At 47.9% G+C, this 13,252-nt stretch carries 7 protein-coding genes; 3 read left to right on the forward strand and 4 right to left on the reverse strand.

The window, feature by feature from the left end:
* The first annotated feature begins 94 nt into the window (after nt 1-94).
* Together BFR57_RS03425 and BFR57_RS03430 are read left to right on the forward strand one after the other, a co-directional pair.
* Nucleotides 95-1,369, forward strand: coding sequence for a sugar MFS transporter (locus tag BFR57_RS03425; RefSeq protein ID WP_071462640.1), 1,275 nt, complete (start codon nt 95-97; stop codon nt 1,367-1,369).
* Nucleotides 1,369-3,888 (forward strand): exo 1,3/1,4-beta-D-glucan glucohydrolase, encoded by a 2,520-nt coding sequence (locus BFR57_RS03430; RefSeq protein WP_071462641.1) that lies wholly within the window; start codon nt 1,369-1,371, stop codon nt 3,886-3,888. The genes BFR57_RS03425 and BFR57_RS03430 overlap by 1 nt, the downstream gene beginning before the upstream one ends.
* A 117-nt stretch (nt 3,889-4,005) precedes the next feature.
* Here the strand turns inward: BFR57_RS03430 and BFR57_RS03435 are convergent, their stop codons facing one another.
* From BFR57_RS03435 to hexR, 4 genes are all read right to left on the reverse strand, one after another.
* Nucleotides 4,006-6,969 carry a TonB-dependent receptor gene (locus BFR57_RS03435; RefSeq protein ID WP_071462642.1) on the reverse strand — a complete coding sequence of 988 codons (2,964 nt, stop codon included), beginning with the start codon at nt 6,967-6,969 and terminating at the stop codon, nt 4,006-4,008.
* Between the two features lie 30 nt (nt 6,970-6,999).
* Complete coding sequence (locus BFR57_RS03440; protein ID WP_071462643.1) at nt 7,000-9,633, reverse strand: glycoside hydrolase family 16 protein; 2,634 nt, start codon at nt 9,631-9,633, stop codon at nt 7,000-7,002.
* Nucleotides 9,634-9,720: 87 nt separating this feature from the next.
* The gene (gap, locus tag BFR57_RS03445) at nt 9,721-10,779 is read right to left on the reverse strand and encodes a type I glyceraldehyde-3-phosphate dehydrogenase (RefSeq protein ID WP_071462644.1); all 1,059 of its coding nucleotides are present in this window, start codon (nt 10,777-10,779) and stop codon (nt 9,721-9,723) included.
* Nucleotides 10,780-10,794: 15 nt separating this feature from the next.
* Nucleotides 10,795-11,652 carry a transcriptional regulator HexR gene (gene hexR / locus BFR57_RS03450; RefSeq protein WP_071462645.1) on the reverse strand — a complete coding sequence of 286 codons (858 nt, stop codon included), beginning with the start codon at nt 11,650-11,652 and terminating at the stop codon, nt 10,795-10,797.
* A 128-nt stretch (nt 11,653-11,780) separates the two neighbouring features.
* On the opposite strand from hexR, the gene zwf reads away from it, so the two are divergent.
* Entirely contained in the window at nt 11,781-13,244 is a 1,464-nt protein-coding gene (zwf, locus tag BFR57_RS03455; RefSeq protein WP_071462646.1) for a glucose-6-phosphate dehydrogenase, read from the forward strand.
* Nucleotides 13,245-13,252 lie beyond the last annotated feature (8 nt).

A 13,252-nucleotide genomic window follows, 5' to 3' on the forward strand; every position in this document is an offset into this window, starting at 1 on the left:
ATTGCCTTTGAATTAAATTATGCTATACATGAAAGCGCTTACATAATATTAGATGGTCCGATGGCTATCGTCAAAAATAAAGCAAGAGGGAATTATGACAACTCCACAAACCTCAGCGTTGCATGGGAGTGGACAGCCGACCGATTATCGGTTTGCACTCACCGCACTTACATCACTGTTTTTTATTTGGGGCTTTATTACCTGCCTCAACGATATTCTTATCCCATACCTTCGCCTGCTATTCGATCTGAACTACGCTCAATCTATGTTGATTCAGTTCTGTTTCTTCGGTGCCTACTTTATTATTTCGGTGCCCGCCGGCTTAATGGTCGGTAAAATTGGCTATAAATCTGGAATTATTGTCGGTCTACTGACAGCGGGTGCCGGCTGTGTATTGTTTTACCCAGCTGCTCAAATGGAAGTGTACGGGTTATTTCTGGGCGCGTTATTTATTCTAGCGTCGGGTGTGACGATTCTCCAAGTCGCCGCTAACCCTTATGTGACACGCTTAGGACCCGAAAAAACGTCATCCAGCCGTCTGACAATGACACAGGCGTTTAACTCGCTTGGTACCACCGTTGCTCCGTTTTTTGGTACATGGCTTATTTTTGGTGGCGTTGCAGATCCTGAAGTTTCGGGTGTTTCGAAAGACACGGTCTCATTGCCGTATTTCATTCTTGCTGCGACCCTCGTCATTATGGCCTTGGTGTTTGTTCGCTTAAAGCTACCTGCAATGGGTAAAGTCGACCAAGCAGCTCCGTTACCGACGCAGGGTGGTGCTTGGGGTCAAAAGCACTTAGTCTTGGGCGCGTTAGGTATCTTCGTCTACGTTGGTGCGGAAGTTGGTATCGGTAGTTTCCTTGCCATCTACCTGTCACAAGACAACATCGGTGGTATGTCGACTTCACAAGCTTCCCACTACATTTCTTGGTATTTTGGTGGCGCCATGGTGGGTCGTTTTATTGGTGCAGCCGTTATGCAACGTTTCGCTGGTAACCGCGTACTGTTATTTAATGCGGTCTGTGCCATGTTGCTGATACTGACCACAATCTTCAGTTCAGGAACATTAGCCATGTGGTCGATTTTGTTTGTCGGCTTATGCAATTCGATTATGTTCCCAACCATTTTCAGTTTAGCACTGCAAGGTTTAAAAGAGAGCACGGGGCAGGGCTCGGGCATTCTTTGTTTGGCGATTGTCGGCGGTGCAGTATTACCGCTGTGTCAGGGCGCTTTAGCCGATATGATCGGCGTGCAAGCCGCGTTTGTCGTGCCGTTGATGTGTTACGCCTATATCGCCTATTACGGTTTCGCGGGTCACGTACCCCGAGCCTTTAAAAAAGCAAAGCAAACAGCTGAGGTTGCAGAATAATGAGACACAAAAAATGGCTATTGGCTGCGCTACCGGCAGCCATTCTTTCGGCCTGTAGTACCGATTCACAGGCACCCACTGAAAACGATTCAGTATGGCCACAACTTGACATTCCAGTTGCGCAAAAATCGGCGATGGAGCAGCGTATCGACGAACTGCTCGGTGAAATGACACTGGAGCAAAAAGTCGCGCAAATGATCCAGCCAGAAATCCGTGACATTACTGTCGAAGATATGCGCCGATATGGCTTCGGTAGTTACTTGAATGGTGGTGGGGCGTTCCCAAATAACGATAAATATGCAACGCCACAAGATTGGATTGCGCTTGCTGAGGCGATGTATCAGGCTTCAGTCGATGACAGCGTCGATGGTATTGATATCCCCACGATGTGGGGGACTGATGCGGTGCACGGTCATAACAACGTGTTAGGTGCAACCATATTTCCGCACAATATTGGTTTAGGTGCAGCGCGCAACCCAGCGCTTATAGAAGATATCGCTGAAGTGACGGCCACCGAAGTGATGGTCACAGGAATCGACTGGGTGTTTGCTCCGACTGTTGCGGTTGCACGCGATGTGCGTTGGGGACGTACCTATGAGAGTTACTCGGAGGACCCTGCGGTTGTGCGTGATTATTCAGCATCCATCGTGCGCGGATTGCAAGGTCATGTAGACGGCGACTTTTTGTCTGAGAAAAACGTTATTAGTACGGTAAAACACTTTATTGGTGACGGTGGAACCACAGACGGTATTGACCAAGGTAATACCGAAGTCGATGAACAAACGTTATTTGATATTCATGCGCAAGGTTATGTGGGTGGACTCGAAGCTGGCGCGCAAACCGTAATGGCGAGTTTTAATCGTTGGAATGGTGAAAAAATCCATGGCAGTAAATACCTGCTGACGGATGTGCTTAAAGAGAAGATGGGCTTTGACGGATTTGTCGTCGGTGACTGGAACGGTCATGGACAAATTGAAGGTTGCACGAATGATAACTGCCCACAAGCTGCAAATGCAGGTCTTGATGTCTATATGGTGCCTACTCAGGCGTGGAAGCCTTTGTACGAAAATCTTATTGCACAGGTGAAAGATGGCACCATTGCTGAGTCCCGTATCGATGATGCAGTGCGCCGTATTTTACGTGTCAAAATGCGAGCAGGACTATTTGATAAACCGTCACCTGCTAACCGTCCATTATCGGGTAAAACCGAACTCATCGGTGCTGAAGAACACCGCGCAATTGCACGTCAAGCGGTACGTGAGTCTTTGGTACTGCTGAAAAACAATAATAATGTGTTGCCAATCAAACCGAATCAGCGTGTATTAGTGGCTGGTCCTGCAGCTGACAATATCGGTCAACAGTCGGGTGGCTGGACCATTAGTTGGCAAGGTACAGGTAACTCAAATGAAGACTTCCCTGGTGGTACGTCGATATATGATGGTATCGCTGAGGCTGTAACACAAGCTGGCGGCGAAACAGAGCTTGCTATTAATGGTGAATATCAAGAAAAACCTGATATTGCAGTGGTCGTTTATGGTGAAACACCCTACGCAGAAGGTAATGGCGACATTGACAATGTAGATTATCAACGCGGCAACGCGGTTGATCTCGAGCTGCTAAAGCGGCTTAAAGAAAAAGGTATCCCTGTCGTTTCAGTGTTTATCAGTGGTCGTCCGATGTACGTCAACCCAGAAATGAATGCATCAGATGCTTTTGTAGCTGCGTGGCTACCGGGTAGCGAAGGTGGGGGTGTAGCTGATGTATTGGTGACCGATGAAAATGGGCAGGTGCGTTACCCGATTACAGGGCAACTCCCGTTCTCATGGCCTAAAGCGCCGACTCAAGGTCGACTCAACGGTGACGAGGTAGGCTACGACCCATTGTTTAAACTAGGTTATGGCTTGAGCTTTGATGACAATGTAACCATTGACACATTAAACACGGATTTCGCGGGCAGCGATGTGCCGTTAGAAATGGCTATCTTTGATCGCGCGCCGCAAGCGCCGTGGCGTTTAATGATAGGTAACCGTGATGAGCGAAGCGAAGTGACCAGCAGCATTCAGTCACTGAGCGGCGTGCAAACTGAAACCTTTGATGATCAAGTGCAAGAGGATGCGCGACGCTTCACTTTCACAGGGGACGGCACAGGTTATTTTAGTTTTGTTAGCCCTTTCCCACGTGATCTGCGCGCGTATAGTGTAGACGGTGGTGTGTTGAGTCTAACCGTTAAAGCCGATCCGAATCAGCCGTTAACTTTGTCACTTAACTGTGGCGCCGACAGCTGTGAATTTAGCCAAGCTATTGACGGCTATTTAAATGATGACTCAGCAGAGCAATGGACGACGTTAGACGTATCTGTTCAATGCTTAGAACAAGCGGGTGTTACCACCGCGAGCACCGGTGAAGTGGTGCGTTTAGGCAGCTCAGCAAGCACGTCTGTGAGCATTCGCGATGTACGCTTGCAGGTGGCCGATGGGATTAACGGTGAGGCGCTTTGTCCGTTGGGTGAAGATGACTAAGTGACACAGCTTACTGACTCTGTGTAAAAGAAAGGCCAGCTAATAACTTAGCTGGCCTTTTTAATGAGTGTTGCTTGTTGGTCCAGGGAAGACAACAAGCAACTGAGTTACGCAAACTTAGAAGGTGTAACGTGCACCGACTGCGTAACGTGGACCGTATTGACGTGCGAACAGGAACTGCTCTTCGTAGCGTCCGTAACCTTCTTCGGTTTCGTTGTTCAGGTTAATACCTTCAAAGAATACCGTTAGCTTTTCAGTTACGTCATAGTTAACACTTAAGTCCCACTGTCCATAAGACTTAGCGAACTGTGGTGGCGCATCTGAAGAGCCCTGTGCCTGACCAACACCAATTAGATAACTATCACGCCACGCGTATGTAGCGCGGACAGACCAACCATCTTTCTCGTAAAATGCTTGGAAGTTAGCTGAGTCACTCAAGCCTGTAAGCGGTGCTTGTTGCTCCAAGCTGTTGACGTCAAAACGCACATCGCCATCGACGAATGTTGCGTTGGCAGCTAAACCAAAACCCGACCGACCAAAGAGGTGCTGAGCTGCAATTTCAAAGCCGTCTACGCTCTTACTATCGGTGTTGCTTGGGCGGCTAATGCTCCAAACAATTAAAGGGTCATCTGCATTTGGTTCAATAGCACCATCCGCATTACCGTAACCGTTGGCTATCATTTGCTCAAAGATTGCCGTACTGGTGGCTTGCTCACCGCGCGCTTCAACATCAGCGACAGCTTGCTGATAGCGAGGTCCCTCAAAGATGTCACGCAAACCTTCTACGGTCGTTTCGGTGATGGTTGTTTGAACAAAGTTATCAACATCTTTTTTAAAGTAACCAACCGATGCATAGCTACCTTCGCCATAATAATATTCAATGGCTAAGTCGAGGTTGGTTGACTCAAATGGCAACAGGTTAGGGTTACCTGAGCTACCTGTGCGTGCGCCAGGTTTCGGACTCGCTGATAAGCTACGACCGCCTGCCAATGCGCCTAACGGAGCACGAGAGATGGTTTTACCCGTCGAGAAGCGACCAATCAGTTGATCGGTGAAGTTAACCTTTAAGTCGAGCATCGGCAAGAACACATCGTGTTCGCCGGTTTGCGTTAAGAAGGTTGCATCACCTTGCTCGTATTGCATGATCCACTCTGACGCGCTCACCCAATTGACTTGCTGCTCAACTCGTTGACGTACCGTACTAGTAACGTCAGTGGTCTCGTAGCGAACACCAACATTGAGCTCAGTTAAGAACGAACCTATCATGAATTCCCACTCTGATTGTAGGAAGATAGCGTCGGTTTGTTCGCGCACGTAACTTTGGCTATCGATACCATCATAATACGCATCAGCGACGAATTCATCGGCACCCATAAGATCTTCGGTTAGATAAGCGACATGGCGCGCCAGGGCTTCGTTATAATCGTAGGTGTAATAGTAGTTCTGTGCTAAATCAGAACCACCGCCTTCAAATTCGTCTAAAAAGCCACTGGTATCATGGTACTCGAACATGCCGTCAGGGAATATTTCGGCGAAGCTCGGGCTGAAGCCGGGTCCACCGCGTAAACCACTCCATGCTTCGTAACCACCCATATCTTGGTCGGTACGTGAAATACCCGCTTTCACAGAAACCAGAGGGATATCCAGCACAGAGTTATACCAAGTACCTTCAACCTGATACTGTTTTACGTTTGACTCACCTGGGGAGTGAATGAATTGACCAAAGTTAGAGCCAATTTCGTTTGGCGCTAGTACCGAAGTCCCATTGTTCCAAAGTACGCTTGCTTGAGGGATTTCTCCGTTACGATAGTCGTAGATTTTGGTTTGTAACTGGTCAGAACCCATAATGATTTGACCATTTGAACCGAGACCCGGGTCCGCACCGTTGTCGATGCTGTTACTTGAGTCATGTGCATCGACCCAAAGTCGAAAGTCGGGTGTGATGTCCCATGTTAGATTTAAACCGACGGAGTCCGCTTCTATTTCAGTGGTATCCCAGTTTGCGGTAAATGACGCGTCATTACCCGCGATATCGGCATAAACAGCTGTACCGTTCTCATCTAAGATATACGAATTGATGTTGCCACCAAATTCGTTCCAAATACCCCAGCCAAACCCGACACGACCCGAGGTTCGGCGCGAACCCGTGTAATCAGCGGTGAGCACCATGGTGTCAGTGGGCGCAAATTGAAATGTTACTTGGCCATTGGTGCGTTCGTTTTGAACGTCGGTGAAGCCGTAGTTCATATCTTTTGGGAAAAAGTGGTTGCCAATACGCTCACCATCTTCACCCATCGGACGGGGGTCAACATAGTCCCCCTCGTCAAGGTCCGGTAGGCCTACATTGGCCTGCCAACCTTGAATATTGGCATACTGTTGGCGAAAATCGCGGCGTTGTTGAGATACCGAGACTGACACACCAAACATATCGTCGGCAAACGTATTACTGTATACCGCAGCCAGTTCTGGCGTCACGCTATCGCCTTTTTCGACTGAACTATCGTGCAGTGCTTTACCCATCACCACGAATTTCTGCCCGGAGTGTTGGAACGGACGAGTGGTAACAATATTTACTGTTGCACCTAAACCGCCACTCGGCGTGTCTGCTCGAGCTGTCTTATACACCTCTAGAGCTGTTACACCCTCAGAGGAAAGCGCCTCTAAACTATATGAGCGAGTAAAACCTGTGCCTGGCATTTGGCGGTTATTTAACGTAATTAAGTTAAATTCTGGACCAAAACCACGTACCGTGATTTGGCTACCCTCGCCATCATTGCGGCTCACCGATACACCGGTGATGCGCTGTAGTGATTCTGCCAAGTTGGTATCAGGGAATTTACCCATTTCTTCCGCTGAAATTGCATCGACAACGCCACTCGACTGACGTTTAAAGTCAGTTGAGCGCGCTAAACTACCGCGAATACCACTGACATTAATGACTTCAATGGACTCTTCTTTGGCTTTTTCTTCGTTATCTTGTCCTTGATCTTGCGCGTACACAGGAAACGCCAGACCCGCGGTCAGTACGAGTGACACTGCCGTCGCAACAGGACTTATGCTAAACGTCATTGGTTTTTTCATTGTTCTATCCATTTCTGTTTGTCGTACCGCTTAGAAGTTATCGATGACTAAGTTATCGACTTGATACTCAGCACCGAGCGACTGACCCCAGGTCGGGAAAATCATAATGGTTTTGATATCGCTGATGTCTAAACCTGCATCAAACAGTGATTGTAGGGTGAAGTTATATGTTGCCCATTCGCCTGCAACTGGCTCCTCGCCATAGTTACCGCTGGCCAGAGGCACTTCCACAAATATACTGCTATCGCTCGATTCAACTTTAAATAACCACTGTGCGTCAGCGCCTTCCGGCTGACTCAAAACTCGCATATCAAAACTGATTGCACCGTTAGCTAACATCGCTGAAGCGTCAAATGAGACCTCGTCCTTAGCTTGGAAGCCAAGTACTGTCTCAGGGTTGCCTTGAATGACAAACTCAGTGACTTGTCCATGATCATCGCCACTATCGACGACTCCGGGTGTTGAACCCGCACAGCAATCAAACAGATTCCAGTCTTCATTCAACGACTCTTCGAATATCGCCAAGCCTTCTTGCCCAGCACTAGGATTATAAATGCGTGCCTCATCCACACGGTAGACGGCGCCTTCACCTGTACCCCAAGCAGGGTACATCATGACAACGTCGATTGCAGAGAGGTCAAAGTCTTGATTGGCGATTTCCTGCAAACTAAAGGTATAGGTTTGCCATTCACCCACGACCGGCTCTGCACCGCCGCTGCCCGCAGTGAGATCAAGTTCAAGCGCTGACTCAGCGTTGTTGGATTCAATTTTGAATTTCCAAACAGCGTCAGGATTAGACGGTGACTCGACGACCTTTAAATCGAACTGAACCACGCCTTCGACCATTAGAGCGCTCGCATCAAACTTGATGCCTGAGTCTTCGGGTGGCTTAAAGCCCAATACTGCGGGTTCAGCGCCGACAGAAAATTCCGCGACATTGCCACGCTCTTCATCAGTGACAACAACGGGCGTTGTGCCGCCACAACAGTCCCACATGGGCCAGTCAGGGTTTTCGCTGTCACCGAATAAAACCAATTCAGGCGACGCTGCTTCAGGCGATACGATCTCAGCGTTAGTAACGAGATATTCCGCACCATTACCCATATCCCATGTCGGGAAGATCATTAACACATCAATTGCGGTAGGCTCTAAGCCTGCGTCAACCAGCGTTTGGATTGGAAAGGTATAGGTTTGCCATTCGCCCACGGTGGGCGCAACCCCTTCTTCACTTGCTGTTAATGGGACTTGTCCCGCTGTTTGGGCGTCGTTACTTTCAACTTTAAATAGCCATTCTGCACTGCCATTGCTCGGCGGGGTAACCACTTTTAAGTCAAACGTAAAGTAACCCGACTCAATAATCTGCGTTGCGTCGTAAGGTTGTGGAGAAACGGTTTCGTCTTCAATGAATGCTTCGCGACTTACAAAGCCATTTACAGTCGGTGTTTCGTTGACCACAAACTTGTACACATCACCTTTATCGGCATCACTAACCAACTCGGGTGTTGAGCCTCCACAACAATCCCACGCAGGCCATGCTGGATTAGGCGTGCCGTCAAAAATGGTCAGTGTGTCAGGGATAGTTGTACTCGGAGGGACTGGAATAGGGGCCTTGCCCGTGACTAACGTTTCTTCGTCTTTGTAACCTGCACGGACGGTTTCACAACCTTTACCCGTATCCGGGTTTTGTGAGCATTGGAAAACGCGAACATAGTCGACTTCCAACGTCTGACCTTCTGCGAAAGCGCTTTCATCAATACCCAAGTTATTAACGTTTTCAGGCCAATCACCGCCAACTGCCAGGTTCATGATGAGGTAGAAGCGCTGGTCGAAAGGTTCAGGACCGTAGGCAACTTCAAGCTCACCGGTACTTTGGTTGTAAAACTCGGTATACCAACCTTGGTGGTTTAGACCAATGGCTTCGCCTTTGCTGTTATAGCGAACGGTTGATTCCATTTGGGTTGCATACAGGTAGTCGTCTACGTACCAACGAATTTCACCCTGTTGCCATTCGATAGCATAAGTGTGGAATTCGTCCGCAGGATTACCCTCTACAGCGTAGGACTTACCAGATGAATCGTTATCAGGCCATTCGCTACCGTAGTGAAGGGTACCATGGACATTGTTCTCAACGTTACCTTCTTCGTCGGTCGTTTTGAGGTTAACGGCTTCGACAATATCAATTTCGCCAGATTTCGGCCAAGTACCATAGACTGAATCCGTCGGCATCATCCAGACCGCCGGCCAACTGCCTTGACCAGAAGGCATTTTCGCGCGCACTTCGATACGGCCGTACTTAAAGTCACCTTTCATTTTGCTGTTCAAGCGTGCTGACGTGTAGGGCTTTTCAGCACCTTCTTCAGCAGGTAAAGCAACAATTTTTAAAGTGTCATCGGAGACGTACGCGTTGTCAGGACTGTCGGTGTAGCACTGTTGCTCGTTGTTGCCGCCACCTTGGCAGTTGACTTCAAAGTTCCATTTACGTTCGTCAATACTGTCACCGCTGAACTCGTCACTCCATACAAGTTCCCAGTCCTCAACGGGAGCAGTGGTATCAATTTGGGTGTAATTAGTGTTGGTTTCGACACTGTCACCACCACACCCTACGAGGCCGAGCGCTACGAGCGCTGCGGCAATAGGGCGTATTTTTGTTGTTATCGGGTTCATAATTGAATTCCTGATTCATCGTTCTTGTTGTACGGCTGCGTTGAAAATGTAAGCGCTTTCACAAACTAGAACAAAAAATTAACAACGTCAATGTGTGGTATTAACTTCTTGTGTAGAATTTGTGACAACCTTTTTGGACGCCGCACCCATCAAGGCTATTGTATTATCAAGCATACGATTACTAAAGCCCCATTCATTGTCGTACCACGCCATGACTTTAACTAAACGTCCATTAACGCGAGTTTGACGTGCATCAAAAATACTCGAATGATCATTATGGTTGTAATCAGAGGACACCAAGGGTAACTCGTTGATCGCCAATACTTGGTTCAGCGGAGCTTGGCTAGCAGCCTCCTTTATGATGGCGTTTACTTCTTTGACGGTTGTGTCACGTGCAGCGATAAAATTTAGATCGACCAGAGAAACATTGGGAGTAGGGACACGCACAGCCAAACCATCAAACCGACCTTGTAATGCTGGGATGACGAGTCCGACAGCCGCAGCAGCGCCTGTTTTTGATGGAATCATGTTTTGTGCAGCCGCTCGGGCACGTTGTAAGTCACTGTGATAGGAGTCAGTTAAGCGCTGATCGTTAGTGTATGCATGCACGGTGGTCATCAAACCGGACTCAATACCCAGTGATTCGTGCAATACTTTCGCCACCGGTGCCAAACAGTTAGTTGTGCATGAGGCGTTCGAAATAATATCCATGTCTGCTGTTAGTATTTCATCATTAACACCGAACACGACGGTCGCATCAACGTTTTTGCCTGGTGCAGAGATAATTACTTTTTTTGCGCCTGCATCAATGTGTGCTTTGGCTTTATCGCGTTCCGTGAATAAGCCTGTACATTCGAGTACAACATCAATGTTTAGCGCCTGCCAGGGTAGCTGGCTTGGGTCACGCTCAGCGTAAACACTTACAGTGTGGTTATCTATCGACAAGCTATCGGTGCCAGCTTCGACTTGCGCAGCAAATCGACCGTGCACCGTGTCAAATTGAAGCAGATGTGCAAGTACATCGGGTGAGCCAAGGTCATTAATCGCGACGAGCTCGATATGGTCAGTCAGACCTCGTTCATAAAGAGCGCGTACAATGTTTTTTCCGATTCGTCCAAAACCATTAATTGCTATACGAATGGGCATAACTACTCCTAACTATTATTTTGTTGTGGTTTGTTTGCTGTAACGGGAGCCCTTGAGACCCTCTTTTACACGCGCGAGCTTTTCTCTAAATTTTGGTCCTCGTTGCAATGTGTAACCGGCAATAATTGCGTCGATCAGTACTAGCTGAGCAATACGAGAGGCCATTGGCATATATTGGTCGGTATCTTCGGGCACGTTTGTCGAGACGGTAAATTGACAGTTTTCGGATAGCGGGCTATTCGGTGCCGTTATACCAATGACCGTTGCCTTATTGTCGTGTGCAATGGCTGCTATTTCGCAGAGCGCCTTGGTGCGACCTGTATGACTAATGCAAACAAGGACGTCATTTGGCTCACTATTAATAGCCCACATACGTTGGACCAGCGGGTCATCTGAAAACACCGATGGTGTATCAAATCGGGCAAATTTATTCTGTGCGTCGTGGGCCACAGAGGCGGACGCACCGAAACCAAAAAATGCGATTTTTCGAGCACTCACCATGGCTTCAACGGTGGCAGCAATAGGGCGGCTATCTAGCGACTGGCGGGCAATACTCAACGCATTTAATGTCGAGTCAAAAATCTTTTGTGTGATTTGATCAACATTATCGTTTTCTTCGATATCTCGGTTCACGAATGGCGTACCCTGTGCGAGGCTTTGTGCTAGCTGCAACTTAAAGTCAGGATAGCCCTTACAGCCCAAGCGACGACAAAACCGATTGACGGTCGGTTCACTGACCTCCGCCAGAGCCGCCAAACTGGCAATGCTTCGGTGAATGGCCTGCTCGGGCTCATGCAAAATCAATGCAGCTACTTTACGTTCAGATTTACTGAATTGACTCTGCTCTGACGAGATACGGTTAATCAAATCCATATGTTTTACGACTCATTATGTAATTTAGTTACGAAAATATTTGTTATATTGACAAACTTGTCGCCTTTACACTAGTCTAAATGTAGTAAAGTTACAAAAACAAGCAACTAAAATTAATCGAGGCATGCATGACAGACAGTTTGCAACGCAGTGATTTAGTGTTATTCGGGGTGCTGGGTGACCTGTCACGGCGCAAATTAATTCCTGCGCTTTTTCAATTAGATCGCAGTGGGTTATTGCATCAAGAGAGCAAAATTATTGGTGTCGCCAGAGAGGAATTAAGTGCCAGTCAGTTTGAAGAGCGCGTTAAGGAAACACTGCAAACGTTTGTGTCTAGTGATGAGTTAGTTGACGACGTGTTGAAGCGATTTTGTAAGCGCTTTCATTATGTTGAAATGGATTTTTCGCAAGATGAAGCCTACGAAACGCTGAAAGTGGCGGTTGCTAAGGACGTCGATTGCGTGTTCTACCTCGCCACGCCACCGAGCTTATACGCGACAATTTGCGCGGGATTGAGCGGTCAATCTCTGATAAAACCAAGTACTCGGGTTATTTTAGAAAAACCTATCGGCCACAATTTAGCTTCGTCACAAACGATTAACCAAGCGGTAGCGCAATATTTTCAAGAGAGCCAAATTTATCGAATCGACCATTACCTCGGTAAAGAAACTGTATTAAACCTGTTGGCATTGCGCTTTGCCAACGCTCTTTTTGCGTCAAACTGGGATAACTCTGCAATTGACCATATTCAGATAACAGCTGCGGAAAAAGTGGGTGTTGAAGGGCGCTGGAGCTATTACGACGACGCAGGTCAGTTGCGTGATATGGTGCAAAACCATCTATTACAAGTACTTTCATTGATAGCCATGGAACCGCCTTCGCGACTTGATGCAGAGAGCATTCGTGAAGAGAAGTTAAAGGTGTTGAAAGCTTTACGACCGATTGATACGTCGAACTGCAAAGATGTTTCGGTACGAGGTCAGTATCAAGGTGGCTTTATCGGTGAGGCGAAAGTGCCGGGTTATTTGCAGGAAGAGGGCGCTCGCGAGAACAGCGATACAGAAACCTTTGTTGCCCTCAAAGTCAACATTGATAACTGGCGTTGGTCAGGCGTTCCATTCTATTTGCGCACGGGCAAACGAATGCCAGAAAAGCGCAGCGAGGTCGTCATTACATTTAAGAAACAGCCACACAATATTTTCAGCGATACAACCGCTGACTTACAACCCAACAAACTCGTTATTCGCCTACAACCGGATGAAGGCGTTGAAGTTCAGATGCTTAATAAAATTCCGGGATTGGGTAAACAGATGCACCTTAAAGCGACGACACTCGACTTAAGTTTTGATGAGACGTTTGAGAAAAAGCGTATTGCCGATGCCTATGAGCGGCTCATGCTCGAGGCAATGCAGGGTAACCAATACTTATTTGTGCACCGTGACGAGGTCGAGTATGCGTGGCGCTGGGTCGACGGCATTCTCGCGGCATGGGAACAAAACGAACAACCACCAAAACCTTATCACGCAGGCACCTGGGGACCTGTTTCCGCCGTTTCTTTATTGGCGCATGACGGAAGACAGTGGGATGAATAAAATAGAGG

This window comes from Idiomarina sp. MD25a, from assembly GCF_001870515.1.
Lineage (GTDB): Bacteria > Pseudomonadota > Gammaproteobacteria > Enterobacterales > Alteromonadaceae > Idiomarina.